General features: G+C 67.3%; 22 protein-coding genes. 14 read left to right on the plus strand and 8 right to left on the minus strand.

What is annotated here, in order from left to right; all coding sequences use genetic code 11:
- Positions 1-20: 20 nt before the first annotated feature.
- From ABTX24_RS23980 to zwf, 11 genes are all read left to right on the plus strand, one after another.
- Positions 21-686 carry an SAF domain-containing protein gene (locus ABTX24_RS23980; RefSeq protein ID WP_350843196.1) on the plus strand — a complete coding sequence of 222 codons (666 nt, stop codon included), beginning with the start codon at positions 21-23 and terminating at the stop codon, positions 684-686.
- Positions 686-1,453, plus strand: coding sequence for a CpaE/TadZ family protein (locus tag ABTX24_RS23985; protein WP_350843198.1), 768 nt, complete (start codon positions 686-688; stop codon positions 1,451-1,453). The genes ABTX24_RS23980 and ABTX24_RS23985 overlap by 1 nt, the downstream gene beginning before the upstream one ends.
- Before the next feature lie 158 nt (positions 1,454-1,611).
- Entirely contained in the window at positions 1,612-2,946 is a 1,335-nt protein-coding gene (locus ABTX24_RS23990) for a TadA family conjugal transfer-associated ATPase (protein ID WP_350843200.1), read from the plus strand.
- Positions 2,943-3,845 carry a type II secretion system F family protein gene (locus ABTX24_RS23995; RefSeq protein WP_350843202.1) on the plus strand — a complete coding sequence of 301 codons (903 nt, stop codon included), beginning with the start codon at positions 2,943-2,945 and terminating at the stop codon, positions 3,843-3,845. The genes ABTX24_RS23990 and ABTX24_RS23995 overlap by 4 nt, the downstream gene beginning before the upstream one ends.
- Positions 3,842-4,744, plus strand: a complete 903-nt coding sequence (locus ABTX24_RS24000; RefSeq protein WP_350843204.1) for a type II secretion system F family protein — start codon at positions 3,842-3,844, stop codon at positions 4,742-4,744. Before ABTX24_RS23995 ends, ABTX24_RS24000 begins: the two co-directional genes overlap by 4 nt.
- Before the next feature lie 13 nt (positions 4,745-4,757).
- Positions 4,758-4,973 (plus strand): hypothetical protein, encoded by a 216-nt coding sequence (locus ABTX24_RS24005; protein WP_350843206.1) that lies wholly within the window; start codon positions 4,758-4,760, stop codon positions 4,971-4,973.
- 6 nt (positions 4,974-4,979) lie between these two features.
- A complete protein-coding gene (locus ABTX24_RS24010) occupies positions 4,980-5,378 on the plus strand; it encodes a TadE/TadG family type IV pilus assembly protein (RefSeq protein WP_350843207.1) in 399 nt (132 codons plus the stop codon).
- Positions 5,375-5,812 carry a TadE/TadG family type IV pilus assembly protein gene (locus ABTX24_RS24015; protein ID WP_350843209.1) on the plus strand — a complete coding sequence of 146 codons (438 nt, stop codon included), beginning with the start codon at positions 5,375-5,377 and terminating at the stop codon, positions 5,810-5,812. Before ABTX24_RS24010 ends, ABTX24_RS24015 begins: the two co-directional genes overlap by 4 nt.
- The gene (locus ABTX24_RS24020; RefSeq protein WP_350843211.1) at positions 5,809-6,237 is read left to right on the plus strand and encodes a TadE/TadG family type IV pilus assembly protein; all 429 of its coding nucleotides are present in this window, start codon (positions 5,809-5,811) and stop codon (positions 6,235-6,237) included. Before ABTX24_RS24015 ends, ABTX24_RS24020 begins: the two co-directional genes overlap by 4 nt.
- Complete coding sequence (locus ABTX24_RS24025) at positions 6,234-9,239, plus strand: LysM peptidoglycan-binding domain-containing protein (protein ID WP_350843213.1); 3,006 nt, start codon at positions 6,234-6,236, stop codon at positions 9,237-9,239. The genes ABTX24_RS24020 and ABTX24_RS24025 overlap by 4 nt, the downstream gene beginning before the upstream one ends.
- A 438-nt stretch (positions 9,240-9,677) precedes the next feature.
- Positions 9,678-11,105 carry a glucose-6-phosphate dehydrogenase gene (gene zwf / locus ABTX24_RS24030; RefSeq protein ID WP_502890778.1) on the plus strand — a complete coding sequence of 476 codons (1,428 nt, stop codon included), beginning with the start codon at positions 9,678-9,680 and terminating at the stop codon, positions 11,103-11,105.
- A 13-nt stretch (positions 11,106-11,118) separates the two neighbouring features.
- On the opposite strand, the gene ABTX24_RS24035 is transcribed toward zwf, so the two are convergent.
- On the minus strand, positions 11,119-12,405 hold the full coding sequence (locus tag ABTX24_RS24035) for a helix-turn-helix transcriptional regulator (RefSeq protein ID WP_350843217.1): 1,287 nt from the start codon (positions 12,403-12,405) through the stop codon (positions 11,119-11,121).
- Positions 12,406-12,547: 142 nt separating this feature from the next.
- On the opposite strand from ABTX24_RS24035, the gene hxlB reads away from it, so the two are divergent.
- Positions 12,548-13,126: a 6-phospho-3-hexuloisomerase gene (gene hxlB / locus ABTX24_RS24040; protein ID WP_350843219.1), complete on the plus strand. Its 579-nt coding sequence runs from the start codon at positions 12,548-12,550 to the stop codon at positions 13,124-13,126.
- 42 nt (positions 13,127-13,168) lie between these two features.
- Positions 13,169-13,798, plus strand: a complete 630-nt coding sequence (gene hxlA, locus ABTX24_RS24045; protein WP_350843221.1) for a 3-hexulose-6-phosphate synthase — start codon at positions 13,169-13,171, stop codon at positions 13,796-13,798.
- Positions 13,799-13,893: 95 nt separating this feature from the next.
- Here the strand turns inward: hxlA and ABTX24_RS24050 are convergent, their stop codons facing one another.
- From ABTX24_RS24050 to ABTX24_RS24080, 7 genes are all read right to left on the minus strand, one after another.
- Positions 13,894-14,490 carry an NADPH-dependent F420 reductase gene (locus tag ABTX24_RS24050; RefSeq protein ID WP_350843223.1) on the minus strand — a complete coding sequence of 199 codons (597 nt, stop codon included), beginning with the start codon at positions 14,488-14,490 and terminating at the stop codon, positions 13,894-13,896.
- 78 nt (positions 14,491-14,568) lie between these two features.
- Positions 14,569-15,915, minus strand: a complete 1,347-nt coding sequence (locus ABTX24_RS24055; RefSeq protein WP_350843225.1) for an FAD-dependent oxidoreductase — start codon at positions 15,913-15,915, stop codon at positions 14,569-14,571.
- Positions 15,916-15,937: 22 nt separating this feature from the next.
- Positions 15,938-16,204 carry a 4Fe-4S dicluster domain-containing protein gene (locus tag ABTX24_RS24060; RefSeq protein WP_350843227.1) on the minus strand — a complete coding sequence of 89 codons (267 nt, stop codon included), beginning with the start codon at positions 16,202-16,204 and terminating at the stop codon, positions 15,938-15,940.
- Between the two features lie 92 nt (positions 16,205-16,296).
- The gene (locus ABTX24_RS24065) at positions 16,297-17,547 is read right to left on the minus strand and encodes a cytochrome P450 (protein WP_350843229.1); all 1,251 of its coding nucleotides are present in this window, start codon (positions 17,545-17,547) and stop codon (positions 16,297-16,299) included.
- Between the two features lie 73 nt (positions 17,548-17,620).
- Positions 17,621-18,121, minus strand: coding sequence for a flavin reductase family protein (locus ABTX24_RS24070; RefSeq protein WP_350843231.1), 501 nt, complete (start codon positions 18,119-18,121; stop codon positions 17,621-17,623).
- A gap of 29 nt (positions 18,122-18,150) precedes the next feature.
- Positions 18,151-19,401: an acyl-CoA dehydrogenase family protein gene (locus ABTX24_RS24075; RefSeq protein WP_350843233.1), complete on the minus strand. Its 1,251-nt coding sequence runs from the start codon at positions 19,399-19,401 to the stop codon at positions 18,151-18,153.
- A complete protein-coding gene (locus ABTX24_RS24080) occupies positions 19,398-19,703 on the minus strand; it encodes a hypothetical protein (protein WP_350843235.1) in 306 nt (101 codons plus the stop codon). The genes ABTX24_RS24075 and ABTX24_RS24080 overlap by 4 nt, the downstream gene beginning before the upstream one ends.
- Before the next feature lie 386 nt (positions 19,704-20,089).
- Between ABTX24_RS24080 and ABTX24_RS24085 the strand changes: the two genes are divergently transcribed.
- The gene (locus ABTX24_RS24085) at positions 20,090-21,427 is read left to right on the plus strand and encodes a PucR family transcriptional regulator (RefSeq protein WP_350843237.1); all 1,338 of its coding nucleotides are present in this window, start codon (positions 20,090-20,092) and stop codon (positions 21,425-21,427) included.
- Positions 21,428-21,557: the final 130 nt, after the last annotated feature.

A 21,557-nucleotide genomic window follows, 5' to 3' on the forward strand; every position in this document is an offset into this window, starting at 1 on the left:
CACTAGGGGGCGGGTAGGGCATGACCAAGGCAGCAAGCGAGGAGAACCGGTTCACCGGGAAAGCGCCTGTGCCGCGCCTGGTTCCACCGCCCAAGATCCGGCGCCGGCCGGTCCACCTCGTCGCCACGATCGCAGCGATCTTCGTGGGCGCCGCGATCGCCGCATGGGGCTGGACGGCCACGACGACGAGCGAGGCGGTAGTAGCCGCCAGAACCACGATTCCTCGCGGCTCCGTCATCACGGCCGACGATCTCACCACCACACAAATCTCGGGTGACAACACGCTCAAGGTCTTTCCTGGCGACGACCTCGACGAGCTCGTCGGCAAGCGAGCGGCTCTCGACATCGCAGCCGGTGGGCTGCTGACCCCGGAGATGGCAACGGACGACAACATGCCCCCGGCTGGTCAGTCGATCGTCGGGATCTCCTTGACTCCGGCGCAGGTCCCGGCCATCACGCCACGGAGCGGAGACAAGGTCCGGCTCGTCGCGACGACCGGCGAAGGCGGCGAGATTTCGTCGGGTACGCCGCTGACTACGAGTGCCGAGGTGATCGACTCGAGTACCGATGAGGTCTCGGGCAACACCGTGGTCAACGTGCTGGTTCCCTACGCCGACGCCGCCGAGCTCGCCGATCGGGCCAGCACCGGAAACATCGCCCTCGTCGTAGATCCGTTGGAGCGCTGATGGCGGTCATCGCACTCGCTTCCGCGTCCGGGTCGCCGGGCGTCTCCACCACAGCGCTCGGACTCGCGATGGAATGGCCCAGGCCCGTGCTCGTCGTCGAGGCCGACCCGACTGGCGGGTCATCGATCCTGGCCGGGTACCTGCGCGGGCACACGCAGCCCGGGCCAGATCTCGTCGACCTGATGATGTCGCCTCTCGGGCCCGCCGAGACGCTACCGCGGATCGCTGTGCCGATCCCGGGCACCACGATCTCGTACGTCGCGGGGACCCGCACCCACGTCCAAGCTGCGGCCCTTCGCGACCACTGGGCAAGCCTTGCCGAGGTCCTCGCCGACCTCGAGGCGACCGGCCAAGACGTGATCGTCGATGCGGGCCGACTCGGGCTGATCGGTTCTCCCGAGCCGCTGATGTGCGCAGCTGATCTGACCCTTCTTGTCGTATGCACCGACCTCCCCGCGTTGGTAGCCGCGCGGTCGTGGGCGGAGAGCGTGACCCAATCCGGGGTCGGATGGCGCTGGCCTGGACTCCTGCTTGTCGGTGAGGGCATGCCCTACACATCTCGCGAGATCGCTCGGCTGCTTGGGCTCCCGGTGGTCGCCGAGATCGCCGACGACCCGGTCGGCGCTGCGGTCTTTCACCGCGGCGCGCCGCAGCCGCGGCACTTCACCACGGGGGCGTACGCCCGGTCTCTGCGGGCAGCCACCGAGGAACTGCAAGCCGAGGTCGGCCGTTCACGCGCCGCAGTCACGTCGGACGCGGCACGATGACCAACCACTGGGAGCCATACCGTCCTGACGTCACCACCCTCCCCCTGTTCACACCCACGCTCGGGGCAGTTGGCGACGGATCGTCACAGGCGAATGGATATCGCTCACCGACCGCTCCCTCAGTGCCCGACCGCCGCGCTGCCGTGCCGTCGAGAGAGATGGACTGGGCGCTCGTCGCATCGCTGCGCTCCCTAGCCTCCGAGCAACTCTCTCAGGCGGTCGCGGCCGAGTCGCACGCCCTGGACCGCCGGGCGCAGGAGGAGCTCGGTCGATCGATTGTGTTGGACCTGATCGAGGCCGCGATGGCCGACGCCGTCGACGCAGGCGACCCGTCCTGGAACCAGGAGCACCAAGACGCGGTCGCGCGGGCGGTGTTCGACTCCCTGTTCAGGCTCGGCCGGCTGCAACCCCTGGTCGATGATGACCGGGTCGAGAACATCATCATCTGTGGCCACGACAACGTCACCCTCGACCTCATCGACGGCACCCAGATCCCAGGACCGTCAGTGGCGGAGTCCGACCAGGAGCTTATCGACTTCCTGGTCTTCCTCGCCTCGCGCAGCGAGGTCAACGCCCGCGGCTTCTCCGAGGCCCAACCCAAGCTTCACATGCGCCTCGACGACGGCTCCCGTCTCGCCGCCGCGGCCTGGGTGATGCCCCGCCCCTCGGTCGTCATCCGACGCCACCGACTCATGGAGGTGACCCTGGACGATCTCGTGAATCGAAACATGCTCACCCCCGTCGCTGCCTCCTTCCTCCGCGCCGCAGTCCGGGCCCGCAAGTCGATCGTCGTCGCCGGCGCCCAGGGCGCCGGCAAGACCACCCTGGTCCGGGCACTCTGTGGGGAGATCGATCCGTCCGAGGCGATCGGGACCTTCGAGACGGAGTACGAGCTCCACCTCCATCTGCTTCCCGAACGGCATCCGATCGTGCACGCCTGGGAGGCTCGTCCCGGCTCCGGCGAACGCGGTCTCGACGGGCGGCAGGCTGGCGAGTTCACGCTGGATGAGGCGTTGGTCGATTCGTTCCGGTTCAACCTCTCGCGCCAGATCGTCGGCGAGGTCCGGGGCAAGGAGATCTGGGCGATGATCAAGGCGATGGAGTCCGGCACCGGCTCCATCTCCACCACCCACGCCTCCGACGCCGTCGCCGCGGTACGGAAGCTCGTGACCTGTGCGATGGAGGCAGGCGCTCATGTGACCCAGGAGCTCGCGACCTCGAAGCTCGCCGCGACGGTCGACCTGATCGTCCAGCTCTCCCTGGAGACGCAGACCACCCCCGGCACCTCGCAGCGAACCCGACGGGTCGCAGAGATCATCGCCCTCGCACCAGGTGAGCGGGAGACCGGGTACGCCACCACCCACGTCTTCGCGCCCGACCGCACCGGCACCGCAGTCCCGGCCGTGCTGCCCGACGACTACCGCGCGCTCGCCAAGCGCGGGTTCGACCTAGGCGCCTACATCGCCACACAGCCGCCGGGAGAACAGCGATGACCACGCAGATTCTGATCGCCGCGCTCAGCGGCGGACTGATCGCCGGTGGCCTCGCCGGCCTGATCAGGGAGCTTCGCGGCGTCGAGGTCGCGGAGGATACCCGAAGGCACCGCCTCCAGCTCCCCAAGATCTCCCGGCGTACGCGGGTCCTCATCGCCACAGGGATCGCTGTTGGTGCCATCGGGTGGCTCGTGACCGGATGGCCCCTTGCCCTTGTGATCGCTCCCGCGGCCATCGTCGGGCTGCCCTACCTTCTGTCCGCTCCTGAGGCGAAGGAGCGCATCGAGCACCTTGAAGCACTCGAGGAGTGGACTCGATCCCTCTCCGGCGTCCTGACCGTCGGCATCGGCCTCGAACAAGCCCTGATCACGACCTTGCGGTCGACACCCGAGCCGATCTCCAGGGAGGTCGGGTTACTGGTTGCTCGTCTCCGCGCGAGGTGGGCCACCGAGGACGCCCTCCGTGCCTTCGCCAACGACCTCGACGACGCCACCGGCGACCTGGTCGCCGGCAATCTCATCCTCGCCGCCCGTCGCCGCGGCGCCGGCCTCGCCAACGTGCTCGATGGGCTCGCGGAGTCGGTCGCTGCCGACGTACGGGCTCGCCGCCAGGTCGAGGCCGACCGCGCCAAGCCACGAGCAACAGCCCGCTGGGTCACCATCATCAGCGCCAGTGTCCTGGTCGTGCTCGGGCTGACCGGCTCCTACATCGCCCCCTATGGCAGCCCTCTCGGACAGGCCATCCTCGCAGTGCTGCTCACCGCGTACGTCGCCACCTTGGTGTGGATGCGGCGAATGGCCGAGGGCCGCAAGCTTCCGCGCATCCTCGGCCCAGCGGTCGAAGACGTGCCAGCACCGGACGGCGCCAATCTTCGGCCGGTCCCCGGAGGGCAGGCATGACTCCTCCGACCCTGATGGTGATGATGCTCGCTGGCGGCTCGATCGGGCTCGGTCTCGCGCTGCTGGTCATCTGGTTCACCCCCGCCCAACCCGATCTCAACGACGCAGTCGAACGTCTCTCGAGCACCTCACCTCACCGGCCCGAGGCGGAGGCGAGCACCGTCAGCGGCAAGGAGCGCCTCGGGGCCTGGGCGATGCGTACGCTGCCGGTCGGGCTATGGGTCAGGACTCCGACGCGCGAACTGGCGCTGCTGCGGATCCCGCTGGCCCGGTTCTACGGCGACAAGCTCATCTACGCCGCACTCGGATTCGTGATCCCCATCGGGCTGGCGACGTTCCTCTCCCTGCTCGGCCTGGGGTTGCCGTTCCCGATCCCGGTCATCGCCTGCATCACCCTGGCCGTGGCCATGTTCTTCCTCCCGAACTACAACGCGATCGACGACGCCAAGAAAGCCCGGATCGAGTTCAACCGAGCCCTCGGCGCCTACATCGACCTGGTCGCCCTCGAGCGGACCAACGGATCCGGAGTGCGCCAAGCCATGGAGACCGCGGCGAGCATCGGCGACTCCTGGGTCTTCACCCGCCTGGCCGAAGAACTGAATCGGTCCCGCTGGTCCGGGCTCCCGCCGTGGGATGCCCTGCACACCTTGGCAACCGAGCTCGGCCTGCCCGACCTCGACGACTTCGCCGACATCATGCGCCTCTCCGGCGAGGAAGGAACCGCCACCTACGCCACCCTCCGCGCCCGCTCCGCGGCGATGCGCACCGCGATGCTCAACGACGAGCTCACCGAGGCCAACGCCATCGGCGAACGCATGTCCATCCCCGGCTCCCTGCTCGGAGTGATCTTCATGGCCATCCTCCTCACCCCGTCTCTCCTTCGGATGATCCCCGGCTGAAAGGAACCACCCCATGCTCCGCTTCAACACGCTCCGCCTCTACACCATCCTCACTCTCGCCTGGTTCACGATCAGCGATCGCCTACTCCGCCCACCGTCCCGCAAGGACGAGCGCGGTTCTGTGACGATCGAGAACGTTCTGTGGGCCGTCGCGGTGATTGCGATCGTGGCGATCGTGGTCGCGGCGATCCGGGCGTTCGTGACCAGTGAGTCAGGCAAGATCAGGTAGACCGCCATGACCCGGGGTACGCGTAGGCGAGATGAGCGCGGCGCGGTATCGATCGAGATGGTCGTGCTGCTGCCGGCGCTGTTCGCCGTTCTCTTCCTCGGGATGCAGGCCGCTCTCTACTACCACGCCCGCACCATCGCCATCGCCGCCGCACAGGAAGGCGCCCGGGCCGCTGCCGCGACCCACGCCGGCTCCGGGGATGGGGTTGCTGCTGCATACGCCTACTTGGCCGACACCGGCGATTCACTGGAATCCTCGAAGGCCTCCGCCCGTCGAACGGCGACAACAGCGACCGTGACCGTCCGCGGGCACGCGCTCTCGGTGATCCCGGGCTGGAGACCAGTCATCACACAACGGGCCAGCGCCGAGGTCGAGCGCCTCACGGCTCCGGGTGAGACTCGATGACCGCGCAGCCACGAGACGAGCGCGGGTCCGCTGCCATCGAGGCCGCGATCGGACTACCCGCCTTCATCCTCTTCATGGGGCTGATCATCGCTGGCGGACGACTCGCCATCGCCCATCAGGCGCTCCAGTCCGCCGCCGCGGACGCGGCGCGGACCGCTTCCATCTCTCGCGAGGCCAGCGAGGCCGGCTCCGCGGCACGAGAGGAGGCGACGACCAGTCTCAACAACCAGAAGCTTCGTTGCCGCAGCACGCAGGTCAGTGTCGACACGAGCGGATTCCGAGCCCCGACCGGGCAGCCCGCCGACGTCACCGTGACATTGACGTGCCGCGTCGACCTCGCCGACCTCTCCGTCCCAGGCGTGCCCGGCAGCCGTCTGATCCGAGCCACGATGAGCAGCCCGATCGACACCTGGCGGGAACGAGGCACACCATGACACAGCCCTCCCGGATCCGAGACGAGCGCGGCTCCGCCACCATCTGGATGGTCACCGCGGCCTTCGCGATGAGCATCCTGGTCGGCCTCGCCATCGACCTCGGCGGCCAGGCCCACGCCCAACAGCGCACACACGACCTCGCCGCCCAAGCCGCACGAACCGGCGCCGAAGAAGTCCTCGCCGCACCCGCAATCGAGGGCCGATACGCCCACATCGACACCGCCGCAGCAGGCCGAGCCGCCCACTCCTTCCTCACCCAGGCCGGCGCAGAAGGAACCGTCCGGGTCCGCGGCAACCAGATCAACGTACGCGCCACAGACACCTACCGCACCCGGTTCCTCTCCATCATCGGCATCACCTCCGTCCGCGTCCACGGCGACGCCGAAGCCGAGCTCGTCCGCAGCCTCAACGGGGAAGAACGATGACCCGCATCGACATCGCGACCCGTGTTCGAGGCCTGCTGGCCAGCCTGGCCATCCTCGCCCTCCTCGTCGGTGCACCCTCGGTCCTGCTGCTTCTAGGCGCCATCCCCACACTCGAAGGACTCACCTGGCGCGACCTCCTTCGTCAAGACGACGGCACCCTCGCCCTCCAAGCCATCACCGCCGTTGCATGGACCGCATGGGCCTGGCTGGCGGTCACCATCCTGCTCGAGGTGACCGCCCGACTCCGCGGCATCCGGACACCACACCTGCCCGGGCTCCCCCAAGCCTCGGCGACCCGCCTCGTCGGCGCCGCAACTCTCCTCTTCGTCGCCGTCCCCGCGGCCGCCCCCGCCCTGACACCGGCACGTGCCACGGCATCACCGCCGCTCCCAGAGACGCCCGCACAGCCCGCCACCTCACACGTCCAGGTCACGCCAGTTCAAGCTGCGCCGCAGAAGGCCGAGCCATCGTCGACAGTCCCCTACACCGTCAAACGTGGCGACAGTCTCTGGCGAATCGCAGACACACACCTCGGAGCAGGAACTCGATTCACGGAGATCATTGACCTCAACCCGGGCGCCCTTGGCGGTCATCCCGACTTCCTCCCGGTCGGACTCGTCCTCCGCCTACCAGCCCCTCAACCACAAGCCCCGAACGACGAGACGTACGTCGTCCAACCAGGCGACACCATCGCCGAAGTCGCCGCGACAGAACTCAGCGATCCCAACCGCTACCCCGAGATCTTCGAGGCGTCCCGCAACACCAGCCAACCCGACGGCGCCCACCTGACCGACGCGGACATAATCCAGCCTGGGTGGACCCTCACCATCCCGGGCCCAGAGCCTGGTGGCGAGGACCCACAAGCTCCTCCCCTGATCCCGTCGGATCGCCACCCGCCGCCGATCCGTACGCCCGAGGCAAAGCCGGCCGCGCCGACGCCAGCAACAGCCACGAGCTTGGCACCAGAACGCCCTCACGAGGCCGACGGAACTGAGACCACCCCGTCATGGCTGCTCCCTGGTTTGGCTGGAGCAGGAGCAGTCCTGGCCGGAGGGCTGATGCTCCTACTTCGCCAACACCACCGAGCCCAGCGGCGCCACCGGCTGCCAGGTCGCGAGCTCACAGTCCCACCGCAGGAGCTTCGCCCTGCCGAGAAGACCATCCACGTCGAGGGCATCGGCACCGCGACGCTCATCGAACGCCTCGACGGCCTCCTCCGCATGCTCCCCCATCGGGAGCATCCCCGCCTGCTCGCGACAGAACTCGGCGACAACCGCATCACCCTGCACCTCACCGAACCCGCCACGCTCCCCCACCCCTGGACCGGCGGCCCGACCGTCTGGGCCACCGGCGTTGAACCCCAGACCACTAACAACGGAGACGACGCCCCCTACCCGCTGCTTGCCAGCATCGGCCAATCCGACGACGGGCACTTGTGGCTGCTGAACCTCGAAGAGCTCCAAATCATCAATCTCACCGGCGACCGCGAACGCACCGAGGCGCTGGGCCGCCACCTCGCCGCCGAACTCGCCGTCACACCCTGGTCGATGCTCGTCCAGGTAGACACCCAGAGCCTCGCACCAGAACTAACGCGCCTCGACCCCCTCCGACTTCACCATCACGACCACCCCGACTCTCTGCGACCGCTCGCCGCCGACCTCGACCCCGCAGGACGACTCCCCGGCTTCGACCCCGACCGCTACCACGCCGTCATCGCCGCTCAAGAATCCGAACCCCTGCGCTCGATCACCACAACCATCACCGCCGACCACGGCCGCTCCGGGGTCGCAATCGTCGTTCTCGACGCTCTCCCCGGCCTCGACGCCGTCACCCTTACCATCACCGCTGATGGCCACCTCACCATCGCGCATCCGGCGCTCCATGACATACGCCTTACCGCGGCTGGCCTCACCCCCGAAGAAGCCTCCACCTGTGCCGCCATCGTCGAGGCGACCCGCGAACTGAAGACCCGACCTATGCCACAGAACGAGGCGGCGACCGACGGCATGGAAGCCCTCATCGACGCGGCCGGCGCACTACGCCCGGAGTACGTACATGAGCGCCCATCCTCCGACCAGGAACCGGCAGGCCGGAGGTCGTTGCTGCCCGACCAGACCGACACGTACATCGCCAAATGCGCCACCACTGCAGACGACGTGAATCAACTGGCCCCAGTCGTCGATGATGCGAATCGCGACACAGTCACAAACCTGGACCCAACACTCGACGTCGACGTCGCGGAATGGCTCTCGCCCCGCCAGCGCCTCCCGAAGCTCACCCTCCTGGGCCCCGTCCACCTGCGCGCGTGCGGCGCCGTGCCGCCTGCCCGACGTCCATACTTCGCTGAACTCCTCGCCTATCTCACCCTCCACCCCGATGGCGTACGTACCGACGAATTCCTCAACGCCATCGGCATCAGCCGCAGCCGCCTCACCATCGACCTGGGCAAGCTGCGGAATTGGCTGGGCAAGAACCCACGCACGGGCAAAGACCATCTCCAAGACGCACGCAGAACGCCCGCCTCCCAACGCCTCGGCTACCCCGCCTACCAAGTCGAAGACATCCTCGTCGACCTCGACCTCTTCCGCCGCCTCCGCACCCGCGGCCAAGCCCGCGGCGCAGACGGCATCACGGACCTCCACCAAGCCCTCCGCCTGGTGACCGGCGAACCCTTCTCGCAACTGCGCGACAAAGGCTGGTCCTGGCTGCTCGACGGCCAACGCCACGACCACATCGCGGTCTCGATGATCGTCGACACCGCTCACCTGGTCGTGAACCGAGCCCTGACCGAGGACCGACTTGACATCGCTCGCGAAGCCGCCGAGATCGCCTCCAAAGCAGCACCGTATGACGACGTCCCCCGCCTCGACTTCTCCAGAGTTCTCTCAGCCACAGGCCACCCGGGACTCGCCGACGAGTACATCACAGAACACATACACAAGCGCGACGACGGCGACGGTCCCACTGAACCACCCGGTCGTTCCAGGCGCGCAGCCGGATAGCACCATCACTCCGCAACCTGAAAGCCGTAGATCACGAGCGACTCACTCCACAACACTGGAAGCCTGCGTGCCGACCATCTCAGATGTCGTGTACCCCCGGGCCAAACACCGAATTTCGGATCCGTCGTCGCCCCATCGATCACCGTCGAGACGACGAGACTCTCTTTCTCGTTCTCGTTGCAAGCCGAGTGCTTACCTGGCCATACGACGGGCAGCGACTGGCCGCTCGACGGAGTGCGCCTAGCGCCAGGCGCATCGAATACTCCTCGAGGCGAGGCATTGCTCGAATGCGTCGCGATGGTTACAGAGACGGAGCGCTGACAGATGACTATCTCTGAGGTGGAGGCCCGGGCACTGGATCCACGGCGGGTGACCTCGAATACGGACCGCGAGGACCTCGGGACCGGCGCGCCTCCGCTCGATGCGGTGTCGCTGGTGATCTTCGGCATCACCGGTGACCTGGCGCGCAAGAAGCTGATCCCCGCGATATACGACCTCGCCTTCGCCGGCCAACTGCCTCACGCATTCGACGTCGTGGGATTCGCCCGCAACCCGGAACAGGTCGACGATCTCCTGCGCGAATCGGTCGCCGAGCACTCGCGCACGCCGTTCGACTCGTCTACGTGGCAGCGGCTGCGCGAGCGTCTACATGTCGTTCAGGGATCCTTCGACGACCGGGAGTCGTTCGAGCGACTCGCCGACAAGCTTCGTCGCGTGGACCGGCACCGGCACTCGCCGCCCAACTATGTCTTCTACCTCTCGGTGCCGCCGTCCGCCTTCGCCACGGTGTGCGACCAGCTGGCCGCGGTCGGTCTGAGCCGCTCCCCGCACGGTTGGCGCCGGGTGGTGATCGAGAAGCCTTTCGGGCATGACCTCACGACTGCTCGAGAGCTAGAGGTGGTGCTGGACCGCACCTTCGAGCCGGCCTCGATCTACCGGATCGACCACTACCTGGGCAAGGAGACTGTGCAGAACATCCTCGCCGTGCGCTTCGCCAACCCGATGTTCGAGCCGCTGTGGAACAACCGCCACGTCGACCACGTGCAGATCACCATGGCCGAGGCGGTCGGACTGGGCGGGCGTGCCGGCTATTACGACGGGGTGGGTGCGGCACGCGACGTTGCTCAGAATCACATGCTCCAGTTGATGGCGCTGGTCGCCATGGAGGAGCCGACAACATTCGATGCCGACGCCATCGCCGCCGAGAAGGCCAAGGTCCTCTCGAGCACCACACTTACCGGACCGTTCGAGGAGTCGACAGCACGCGGCCAGTACGTTGCCGGGACACTCAATGGCGAAGCCCTGCCCGGGCTGGTCGATGAGCCCGGGTTCCCCGCCCGATCGACCACCGAGACCTTCGCCGCGATGACGCTCGGGGTCGCCACCCGTCGCTGGGCCGGAGTCCCGTTCTTCATCCGTACAGGCAAACGGATGGCCAGGCGTCACTCAGAGATCGCAGTCTCGTTCAGCTCCCCGCTGCAGCGCCCCGACGCGTTCGGTCCAGGTGCTGGCCAGAACATGCTGGTCTTCCGGGTACAGCCCGATGACGGCATCGAGCTGCTCATGGGCGCCAAGCGGCCCGGCGGGGGCCTGGTCATCGAGCCCGTGGCTCTCGGCATGCAGTTCGACTCGGTCTTCGGCGCAGCGCCGGAGGCGTACGAACGTCTGCTCCACGACATCCTCGCCGGTGACGCCACTCTGTTCCCGCGACGCGACGAGATCGAGTGGTCCTGGCGGATCATGGATCCTTTGCTCGAGCACTGGGCGCGCAACGGCCGGCCCGAACCGTATAGCCCTGGCGGTGCCGGCCCGGCCTCCGCGGAGCGGATCATGGCTCGGACCGGACGTGCTTGGCGCCCGGTGTGAGGTTGACCCGAGGTCAGTGATTCTCGCGCAGGGTGATGCCAGCCCGGATGGCCAGGGCACCGGCCTCGGCCCGGTTGGCGAGCTCCAGCTTGCGCAGCACTCCGGCGACATGAAACTTCACGGTGCTTTCGCTGATCCCGAGCGCCTCGCCGATCGCCTTGTTCCGCTTGCCCTCGGCGAGATGGCCGAGCACTTCGAGCTCGCGTGGGTTGAGCGTGGACAGGAGGTTCTCATCAGGTCTTGCTGCGGGCGGATCGAGCGGCAGGGTGAGTGAGATCCGGTTGCCCCACCCACCGACGGACTCGATGTCGATCTCGCCGCGCAGGGCATGCAGTCGCCCCGACAGCTGCGATGTCAGGGCGTTGCGGTCCACGGCACCTGCCCCCTGGTCGCGCACCTCGATGAGGACGTTCTCCCCGTCGCAGTCCCAGGCGACGCGTACACGCGCGATTCCTTGCTCGGCGAGGAAGGCCAGGACGATGGTGCGCACCATCGCCCGCGCCGCGTTCGCGACCTCTCCGGGCAGCGGCCGGCCATCGGGCGGGGGCTCGGCATAGTCGATCTCCACCCCGGAGTCGCGCAGCAAGGGTCGTAGCTCGCCCTGCAGACGCGCGAACGCGGTTGTCACTGCTTCCTCGGAGAACTCCCGGTCCGCAGCTCCGGCGCTCCGCAGTGCGATCAGGGCCGCGGATGCAGTCTCGCACGCAGTGATCCGGGCGCGCCGGTCGTCGAGGTCTCCCGACCGCAGCGTGCCCAGCATCGATGTCAGCGTCGCCTCATGCACCTCGCTGAGCTCGGCGATCGTGCGGGCGCGTTCGCTCGAGGCCGCCCGAGACTCCGCCAGGTAGTCGGGGCTGGCTTGCTCGACCTGATGGCGGATCGAGGTCGCGACGATTCCGAACAGACCCGCAGCGGCATCTGGGTCGGCTGCCATGAGCCCCACGTTGCGCGGCACCAGGACGAGGAGGGTGTCGCCAACGTCGCGTAGGGCCCAGATCCTGCGCTCGGACCCGGCGAGGGTGACGACTGCGTCGCGTACGTGCCCGAGGGCGATGGAGTCACGCAGCGTCTCGAGCTCGGCGATGGTCACCCGCTCGACGATGTCTGCTCGCCCTGCCACTTTCCGCGGCCGGCCGGTGCACTCGCGCGTGAAGATCACCAGTGCCTCGTGCGGCCAGGCAGGCATGAGGAACCGGGACAGCCTGCTGGCGATGTCGCCCAAGGGACCATCGATGACCATCCGCAGACCGGCCCATGGAGCCTGCTCGAGCCCCTTGCTCACTGCTTCCGCGGATGCCACGGACTCCAGTCTAGGAGCGACGGACGCCGGGCGCACTGGCGCTTCGGCCAGCCGCAACCCGTCGAGTGGCCAGGTGCCAGCGTGCCGGACAGAGGGAAGCCTGGCTTACGACCTACCCCACCAGCAACCGAGGAGGCCGACCATGACCGTCGCTCCAGCTGTGCCGACCCCGTTCGGCGACCATCTCCGGCTCGTCGTCGAGGAGACGTCGCGCCTGCTCGACGGTGTTGTCCCGGGCGACTGGGAGAACGCTGGCGCACGACTCCGGGGCGCTCGATCCGTCTTCGCGATCGGCAGCGGCCGCAGCGGCTTGGCGATCCGGATGGCCGCCATGCGTTTGATGCACCTCGGGCTCAGGGTGCACGTCGCCGGCGAGGCCACCGCTCCTGCGATCGGTGCCGGAGACGTACTCGTCGCCGTCTCGGGGTCGGGGACGACCTCAGCCGTGGTCAACGCGGCCGAGACCGCTCGCAAGGTGGGCGCTTCGGTCATCGCGGTGACCACAGCGGCCGAGTCCCTGCTCGCCCGAGAGGCCGACGATGTCCTCCTACTGGCGGGCGCGGACAAACAGGACCACAGCGGCTCCGTGAGCCGGCAATACGCCGGAAGCCTGTTCGAGCAGGCCGTACTGCTGGCCTTCGACGCGCTCTTCGAGGCGCTGCGGAGCAGCGACGGCCAGACCCCCCAAGAGCTCTGGGAACGGCACGCCAACCTCGGCTGACTGCCTCACCCGAGCACCCCACGAGAAGACCAGGAGAACAATATGACCAAGCTGCAAGTTGCAGTCGACCTGCTCACCACCGCCGACGCTCTGACGCTCACCAACAAGGTGGCCGAGCACGTCGACATCATCGAGCTCGGCACTCCGCTCATCAAGAGCGCCGGCCTCAGCGTGATCAGCGCCGTGAAGGCCGCCCACCCCGACAAGGAGGTGTTCGCGGACCTCAAGACCGCCGATGCCGGCTACCTCGAGGCCGACATCGCATTCACTGCCGGTGCCGACGTCGTCACCGTGTTGGGCAGCGCCGGCGACGCCACGATCAAGGGAGCCGTCGAGGCCGGCACCAAACACGGCAAGAAGGTCGTGGCCGACCTGATCGGCGTAGCCAACCGGGTCGAGCGCGCTCGCGAGGTCTCGAAGCTCGGCGTCGCCTTCGTGGAGATCCACGCCGGGCTCGACGAGCAGGCCCAGCCGGGATACTCGATCCACACGCTGCTGGACGACGGCAAGATCGCAGGCGTGCCCTTCTCGATCGCCGGTGGCGTCAAGCTCGACACCATCGCGGCCGTTCGTGACGCCGGTGCCGAGGTAGCTGTCGCCGGCGGGGCGATCTACTCCGCCGAGGACCCCGGCGCGGCTGCCAAGGCCCTCAAGTCGGCCCTGGCGTCCTAGGTTCGACGCAAGACTGTGGTGGTCTCGCCGACCGACCTCGGCGAGACCACCACTCTGACGTTCATGACCGACGCGCTACGTCGACGTTCGCAACGTCAGGTACGGATCGTGAAGCCTCCGGACCACGGAATCTTGCCTGCGACAGCGAGAGTGATCTGCAGCAGGCCGACCGCCTCGAGCTCGCGGGCACGCTCGAGAGCGCCCACGTCGAGGGCGCGGAGGCCGGCAGCGGTAACCAGGTCAGCGACCTGGGACTTCGCGTCCGTGTCGTCGCCGGCGATCAGGACGGTCGTATCCTCGCTCTCGGTGGTCAGCGTGGCAGCGAAGATGGTGTTGAACGCCTTCACGACTCGGGACTGAGGCAGAGCCGCAGCAAGTACTGCCGTGGCGGACAAGTCCGCGGGAACAGTCAGGGTGCTGAAGGTCTCGAAGTCGACGGGATTGGTGATGTCCACCACGACTTTGCCGTCCAGCTGTCCTCTGCGCTGCTCCAGCGCTTCACGCATTGCTGGGTAAGGAAGTGCTAGTACGACGACTTCGCCGGTGACAGGGGACGCGCCGTCCTTGCTGCCGAGAAGCTGGACGGAGTTTCCGCCTTTCTCGACAACACTGGCGATGGCCGAGCCCATCGTGCCGCGGCCGAGGATGCTCACTGTGGTCATTGGGATTCCTTCTATCGTCGTGATGCGCATCGCTGCTCGTCGCAGCAATGCGCATCGTTGGTGGAGTATTTCCAGAGTTGGGACCTTCGGCGACCGCCCGGCCGGCCGTCAGTGCGGCTGGACGGTCTCGTGACCGACAGCGAGCAGTTCCCGCCAGGTGCTGAGCTTGATGCGTGGCCGTCCTGAGGTGACGGCCGCTGCGAGCTCGTGCCGGTCGATCGCGAGCCAGTGCTCTGCGAGTACAGGTTTGGCGCCGGATCGTTCGACCAGGTCGGGCGGTGCTGCAGGTCGCTCTGACGGCTTCAGGGTGCCGGCGGCGAGATCGCTGAGGATGGTGTCCACGGTGTCCTGGGCACACTTCTTGTTCGTCCCGATGATCCCGGACGGACCGCGCTTGACCCACCCGACGACGTACTCCCCCATCTCGCCGTCGACCCTGCCGTCGATGTTGGGGATCACACCCCGGCCCTCGTCGAACGGGACGGACTCGAGGCGGTTGCCGTGGTAGCCGATGGCCCGGACGACGAGGCCGGTCGGGAGGCGTTCACGTTCACCGGAGTCGATGGCGATGGTGCGACCGCCCTCGTCACGCAGCTCGTTCCTGGCGAGGACGATCTCCTCAACCCGGTCCGCACCTCGCAGCTCTGCTGGAGAGCGCCGGAATGTCAGCGTGATCTGGCGATGCTGGCCCGGGAGCCTTGGACGCGTGGCCAGATCACGCAAGACATCGATGTTCATGCGGGTGACCTGGCTCGCTGCGGACAGGTCGTCGTCGGTGATGTCCGCCAGATCGGCGGGATCGACGTTGACGTGGACGCCGTCGAGCTCGCCGAGCTCGCGCAGCTCGGGTGTCGTGAACGCAGCCTGCAAGGGCCCGCGTCGGCCAACCACGGTGACGTCTTCGATCTTGCTGTCGGCAAGCGCGCGAAGGGCGTGGTCCGCGATATCAGTGTTGCCGAGCGCCGATGGTTGCATCGTGAGGATCCGGGCGACGTCCAGAGCGACGTTGCCGTTTCCGATCACCGTGGCTGCGCGGACGGAAAGGTCTGGCGTCAGATGGCTGCGGTCGGGATGAGCGTTGTACCAGCCGACGATCTCGGATGCGCCAACGCTGCCGGGAAGAGTCTCGCCTGGGACGCCAAGGGGGCGATCCTTCTGGGCTCCGACCGCGTAGATGACCGCGTCGTAGTGGGTGAGGAGGTCCCGTCTCGTGACATCTCGCCCGATCTCGACGTTGCCGAAGAACCGGAACCGTTCGTGGGCGGCCGTCTTGGTGAAGATCGCGCTCACGGACTTGATCTTCGGGTGGTCCGGGGCCACTCCGGATCGGACGAGGCCCCAGGGTGTCGGCAGGCGCTCGAACATGTCGATGTGCACCGTGGGGTCGTCGACCTTCAGCAGCGCGGCCGCGGAGAAGAATCCTGCGGGGCCGGCGCCCACAATTGCGACGTACATCTGGGCTCCTCCAGGTTGTCGGCTATGCGCTAGGGGCGAAGTAGGCGGCATTTGCGGCGATGTCCCCGTGCATCTCTTCGGGCACGTCCTCATCCGCGAAGACGGCATCGTGCGGGCAGGTGAGTACGCATGCCCCACAGTCGATGCAGTCGTCGGGGTTGATGAACAGTTGGTCGACGGAGTCGAACTCTGGGCTTCCAGGCGTGGGCGAGATGCAGTCGACGGGGCAAACCTCCACACAGGAGCCGGCTTTGAACCCGGAGCATTTCTGCGTGATCACGTAGGCCATGGCTGTTCTTCCTCTTCACTGTGGTGCGGCGGTGCGGCCGGGACTGTTCTCAGCCGCACCGCCGGGACTGTTGGGGCGAGTGCAGATCCGGGTCAGAGGCGGATCGGCAGTGACGCCAGGCCACGTACCTGGACGTGGCCGGCGCGAAGGGCGGCCGGTTCGGCGCCGGCTGCGAAGTCGGGGAACCGTTCGAGGAATCGAGTCAAGAAGACCTCGCCCTCGAGCCGGGCCAGCGGTGCACCGACGCAGCTGTGCACCCCGTGGTTGAAGGACATCTGTGGGTTGGGATGCCGATCGATGATGAGCTCTTCGGCGCTGTCGAAACGACGGGGGTCGCGGTTGGCCGCTGCGTGGACCTGGAACACGAGGGATCCGGCCGGCACCTCGGTCTCACCGAACTTCGTGGGCTGGGTGGTGACGCGGGGTGCACCGATGTCGATCGGCGTATCGAGGCGAAGCGACTCGTTGATGAAGGAGAGGACGAGGCTGGGATCGCTCTGCAGTCGCTTCCTCTGCTCGGGGTACTTGAGCAGGTGGAAGATGCCGCCCGAGAGCATGTTGACCGTGGTCTCGTTCCCCGCGGCGACCAGGAAAAGGATCTGGGCCAGGATGTCGGCGGCCTCGAGGCCGTTGTTGTCCTCCGCATGCGTCTCGAGGACGAGGGAGATCAGGTCGTCCTCGGGTGAGGTGCGTCGCTCCTCGAGCACCGCGTCGAGACTGTCGATCAGCTCCAGGCAGTCCCGGATGGCCTTGTCCCTCGCTTCGTCGACGATGGTCGGGTCGAACGTCGAGGCGAGCCCGTTGGATCCGGCGCGGATCATCGGACGGTCGACTTCCTTGACCCCGAGGACCGCGCAGATCGCGTCGATCGGCACGTCGATGCTGAGCTGAGAGACGAAGTCCACCTCGTCGCCCGGCGAGAACTGGTCCAGAAGTCGGTCCACCGCCTGCTCCACGGTTGGACGCCACCGGTCGACGGCGTTGGGGGTGAATGCCTTGCGAACCAGGCCGCGGAGCGCCGTGTGGCGGGGCGCGTCGCTGAACGCCATGAGCCGACGCGAGATGTTGACGAACCGCACGTGCTCGGGATCCGAAGGATCGTGGATGGCCATCGGTGCCTGGTCGAAGAAGTCCGTGCTGAACGCAGCGTCCCGGGCGACGACCTGGTCGTCGTCGAACCGGAAGACGAAGTAGCCGTTCGCCGGACCGAAGTAGTGGACACCGTCTCCGAGCTCGCGAAGCTCGTTGTACAGCGGGGTGGGGTCTTCGGGTTTGCCCGCGAAGAGCTCGGCCATCAGTTCGGTGGCGCGGTCTGCCCCCAGCGTGGGTTCGGTGGTGGTCATGCAGATCCTCCAGAGTGTTGGTGAGAACTCGTTGTTGACGTGGAAGGGGTGGGGTTCGGCCGATGTCGCGCGGTCACCAGCCGAAGCAGTCGTTCAGGATGTAGGTGCCGAAGACGCGGCCGTGGTAGATGAGCGGCCTGGCGTGATTGAGCTCGGCGGCAACGACGTGGCCGAGGACGATGACGTGATCGCCCCCATCGACGAGATCGGCCACGGAGCAGGCGATCCAGCCCGGCGCCCCGTGGATCCTGGGCACCTCGTGGTCGACGCTCCACCCCGTACCGGTGAACTTCTCCAGGCCCCCCTTCTTGGCGAAGGAGAGGGCCGTCTCGGACTGGTCCGAACCCAGGATGTTGAGCCCGAACCGCTGCGTCTCCCGGATCTGCTGCAACGTGTCAGAGCCACGGTCGAGCGACACCAGCACCATGGGCGGGCTCATGGACAGCGAGGCGAATGCGCTGACGGTCGCACCGTAGGGCTTGTCGCTGATCGTCGTGACGATGGATACGGGGGTGGCGACACCCGCCATGACCTCTTTGAACGAGGCCTGTACGTCGTGCTCGATGGTCGTCATGTCCTGCTCCTGGGAGTAGCTGAGGGTGGTTATCCGGAGATGGTCCGTCCGAACAGATGCCGCGCGATGATCCATTTCTGGATCTCGTTCGCGCCTTCGTAGATCTCGCCGATCTTGCTGTCGCGATAGATCGCTTCGACTGGGCCCGGCGTGCCGTCGGCGCCCAGCTCGCGGGTGAACCCGAGGCCGCCGAAGACCTGCACCGCATCGCGGGCGATCGTGACGGACAGCTCGGTGCCGGCCACCTTGGCCATGGCAGCCTCTGGTTCCGGGAAGGGGTTGCCTTCGTCGAGTCGGATCGCAGCCTTGATGTAGAGGCTCCGCGCCGTCTCGAGGGCGAGGGCGTGCTCGGCCATGCGGAACTGCCAGTGCTGCATCGAGCCGAGGGGGCGGCCGAACGCTTCCCGGGTCGACAACCTGGAGGTCATGTGGTCGAAGGCTGCCTGCGCCATTCCGACACCTGCGGCGGCGATGCCGATGCGTCCGTACGTGAGTGTGGCGAGCGCTATCTTCAAACCGTCGCCCTCGGCGCCGAGCATGGCTTCGGGTCCCAGCTCGACCCCGTCCAGAACGACGTCGGCCGTCAGCTGACCGCGGTTGCCGAGCTTGCGGTCGGGCCGGCCGACCGTCACGCCCGGAGCGTTGGCGGGAACGAAGAACAAGGACAGTTGTTCCTCGGTGCGGGCGAGGACGACGATCACGTCTGCGACCGGCGAGTTGGTGATCCATCGCTTCCGTCCGACCAGCCGCCAGCCCGTGCCGGTGCGTGTCGCCACCGTCTGCACCGCGTGCGGTGACAGATCGCTGGAGGCGGCGGGTTCACTGGTCGCAAATGCGCCGATGATCTGCCCGCGGACGAGCGGCTCGAGCCAGAGCCGACGTTGCTCGGTGGATCCCTGGTTGAGCGCGTTGCCGGACAAGATGCAGTGCACGTCGAAGATCGCGGCCACGCTGTTGGAGTGATACGCGAGCTCCTCGACCACTGTTGCCGTCGCGGACGCCGGGCGAGTCAGCCCCGCGCCGCCGACATCGGCAGGAAACGGGATCTCGAAGAGACGCTCCTCGGCCATGGCGGTGAAGACGTCCGACGGGAAACCGTCGTCCACCTCGTCGCCGGCCGCGATCCGGGCGGCCACGGGTGCGACGTGCGCGTTCGCGAATGTCCGGGCGCGGTCACGGATGGCGAGGGTCTCGATGCTCGACTGCATGTCGTGGTACAGCCGGTCCATCTGACGAGCCGGAGCCTGGGTCAGCGTCGAGTTCTGGCTGGTGAGCGTCATTCGCCCTCCTGGACCGGCTGCGCCGCGATCACGATGTAGCGGTCGCCGCGCCGTTCCCAGGTGGCTCGCACGGTGAGGCTCGCGTCGCGTCCGACGTACTTCGTCTCCGTCGTCGTGCCGGCGGCATCGGCCGAAACCGACAGCAGCTCGGCCGCGGACAGGCCCTCGGGCATCAGCGCGGACATCCCGGCTACCTGGTCGTGCAGGCTGGGATCCAGATCTGCCAGCAACGACTCGACGTCGCCGGCCACCACCGCGGCGGCATGTTTCTCAGCCGCGTCTCGTACTTTCGCTTCGGTCACCGCTGTTGTCCTCTCCCAGGTCTTGCTCGCTTGGTGTGTGCTCCGTCACAGGTGACGGAAGCCCTAGTCAAAGCCAGCCTGTGCCGACGAGTCCTGCGCCGCCGGGCCAGATTCACGCGGCGAAGTTGGACTCCGTCACCGCGGTTCGACGCGCGCGAGGTTCATTGGGCCCCGGGCCCAAAAGCGATAACCTGATCCAGTTCGCCGGGACTAGCACTTGGTGATGGTCGTCACACATCGTTGACCGGAACAGCAGAGGTCGCCCGTCTCTGTGAGCGCAGCCCATCCGTACGACGGGGAGGACGCCTGGCTTCACGCACGCCGGAGGCTCGTCTTGGCGCTCGCGCGGGCCCTCATCACGCCAGCAACCATGGAGGACCGCGACGATGCGGAACACTCTCAAGGCCGTACCAGAACTGGCCGACGATGACGGACACCACTGGATCCGCCGGATCAAGCCCAGCGCCAGCGTGGCGACAGAGCCGGCTTGCACGCCCGAGACGATCGCGGCTGCGATCGATCAGGTGGGCCCGGAACCGGTCGCCTGGGCAGTCGAGCTAGGGGCCCGAATCGCGGAGAACTGCATCCGCGAGTTCCCTGTCTTCGACGGAGGCCGGGCAGCGGTGACAAACCTGCGGTACGGAACCGAGCAGGTGGCGCTTTACATGGTGCGCAGCCTCGATGCGGGCCGGCTGTTCCATGCGCCCCTGAGCGCCGAGACGGTCTCGATGATCCAGTACTACGTCCGTCGTCGAGTTTCGATGGACCAGATATGGGCCGGGATGAGGTTCGGCCACAAGTGGCTGGCCGACGAGTTCATGACTGCCTGCCATTCGCTCGTCGGGCACGATGACCGCGCCGACGAGCTCGAGGCCGTGTCGCAGATCCTGTTCGAGCAGGTCATCACGTATGCCTCCGAGCTCGGTGAGCTCTATCGCGTCGAGAACGAGAAGTGGATGTCCGGGCCCCAGTTCGCGCGTGACGATGCGTTGCGCGCCGTCCTGGCAGGCGAGGACGCGGACGAGGACAAGCTCTCTGCCAAGCTCGGATACTCCTTGGCCAAGCATCACGTGGGGCTCGTCCTCCGAGCACTGGACGACGACCCGGCGACGGACCTGAGGGCCGTTGCCAAGGACCTGTTGCACGCGTTCGGTGCTCAAGCTGTCCTCGTTACGACCGACTGCGACGGCACGGTCGGCTCCGGAGACGAAGTCAGCGCTTGGGGAGGCTTCGACAGGGGCGTTTCCGCCGACGAGCTGATCGCCGGTCGTTCCGTCAAGGGGGCCAGCGTCGCTGTCGGGGTCGGGGGCCGAGGCGCGGAAGGGTTCCGCACGGCCACCGACGAAGCCAAGAGGACGGCGCGGATCGCAGAGCAGATCAACAGCGGCATCACGTCGAACGTCGTGAGCTACGACCAGGTCAGCCTGGTCGGGCTGCTGCTAGAGAATGCTGACCAGGCCGCGGCCTTCGCCCACCACGAGCTCGGGAGCCTCGCAGAGAACTCGAGCAAGCTGGCAGACCTTCGTGAGACAGTGCTCGCCTATTTCGAGTGCCGACACAGCCCTCGTACAGCCGCAGAGCGCCTGTTCATCGCCAAGAACACGGTCATCTATCGGCTCAAGCGCGCCGAGGAGCTCCTCGGGCGCAGTCTCGACGAACGTCCTGCTGAAACGTGGGCTGCTCTGCTCATCGCACGCGGGTTGTACGACCAGCGCCGCGACTGAGTCGCGACGACCACGCGTCGTGGGTCCGGGTCGGGCACCCGGATGGAGGACGCCCAGATCGCGCCGCTCGCCGGCACCGACGAGGTGTGGGCGCGCGAGGGCTGGGTGGAGCGGTTCGGGCTGCCGTACA

This window comes from Nocardioides sp. NPDC127514 (assembly GCF_040302125.1).
Classification (GTDB): domain Bacteria; phylum Actinomycetota; class Actinomycetes; order Propionibacteriales; family Nocardioidaceae; genus Nocardioides.

Excerpts from the sequence above, each read along its gene's own strand:
- ABTX24_RS24055 (WP_350843225.1), bottom strand. The coding sequence starts at position 15,915 with ATGTACGTCGCAATTGTGGGCGCCGGCCCCGCAGGATTCTTCTCCGCG.
- ABTX24_RS24050 (WP_350843223.1), bottom strand. The coding sequence starts at position 14,490 with ATGCGCATCACGACGATAGAAGGAATCCCAATGACCACAGTGAGCATC.
- ABTX24_RS24070 (WP_350843231.1), bottom strand. The coding sequence starts at position 18,121 with ATGACGACCATCGAGCACGACGTACAGGCCTCGTTCAAAGAGGTCATG.
- ABTX24_RS24010 (WP_350843207.1), top strand. The coding sequence starts at position 4,980 with ATGACCCGGGGTACGCGTAGGCGAGATGAGCGCGGCGCGGTATCGATC.
- ABTX24_RS24005 (WP_350843206.1), top strand. The coding sequence starts at position 4,758 with ATGCTCCGCTTCAACACGCTCCGCCTCTACACCATCCTCACTCTCGCC.
- ABTX24_RS23980 (WP_350843196.1), top strand. The coding sequence starts at position 21 with ATGACCAAGGCAGCAAGCGAGGAGAACCGGTTCACCGGGAAAGCGCCT.
- ABTX24_RS24085 (WP_350843237.1), top strand. The coding sequence starts at position 20,090 with ATGCGGAACACTCTCAAGGCCGTACCAGAACTGGCCGACGATGACGGA.
- ABTX24_RS23995 (WP_350843202.1), top strand. The coding sequence starts at position 2,943 with ATGACCACGCAGATTCTGATCGCCGCGCTCAGCGGCGGACTGATCGCC.
- ABTX24_RS24000 (WP_350843204.1), top strand. The coding sequence starts at position 3,842 with ATGACTCCTCCGACCCTGATGGTGATGATGCTCGCTGGCGGCTCGATC.
- ABTX24_RS24025 (WP_350843213.1), top strand. The coding sequence starts at position 6,234 with ATGACCCGCATCGACATCGCGACCCGTGTTCGAGGCCTGCTGGCCAGC.
- ABTX24_RS23990 (WP_350843200.1), top strand. The coding sequence starts at position 1,612 with ATGGACTGGGCGCTCGTCGCATCGCTGCGCTCCCTAGCCTCCGAGCAA.
- ABTX24_RS24015 (WP_350843209.1), top strand. The coding sequence starts at position 5,375 with ATGACCGCGCAGCCACGAGACGAGCGCGGGTCCGCTGCCATCGAGGCC.
- hxlA (WP_350843221.1), top strand. The coding sequence starts at position 13,169 with ATGACCAAGCTGCAAGTTGCAGTCGACCTGCTCACCACCGCCGACGCT.
- hxlB (WP_350843219.1), top strand. The coding sequence starts at position 12,548 with ATGACCGTCGCTCCAGCTGTGCCGACCCCGTTCGGCGACCATCTCCGG.
- ABTX24_RS24020 (WP_350843211.1), top strand. The coding sequence starts at position 5,809 with ATGACACAGCCCTCCCGGATCCGAGACGAGCGCGGCTCCGCCACCATC.
- ABTX24_RS23985 (WP_350843198.1), top strand. The coding sequence starts at position 686 with ATGGCGGTCATCGCACTCGCTTCCGCGTCCGGGTCGCCGGGCGTCTCC.
- ABTX24_RS24065 (WP_350843229.1), bottom strand. The coding sequence starts at position 17,547 with ATGACCACCACCGAACCCACGCTGGGGGCAGACCGCGCCACCGAACTG.
- ABTX24_RS24060 (WP_350843227.1), bottom strand. The coding sequence starts at position 16,204 with ATGGCCTACGTGATCACGCAGAAATGCTCCGGGTTCAAAGCCGGCTCC.
- ABTX24_RS24075 (WP_350843233.1), bottom strand. The coding sequence starts at position 19,401 with ATGACGCTCACCAGCCAGAACTCGACGCTGACCCAGGCTCCGGCTCGT.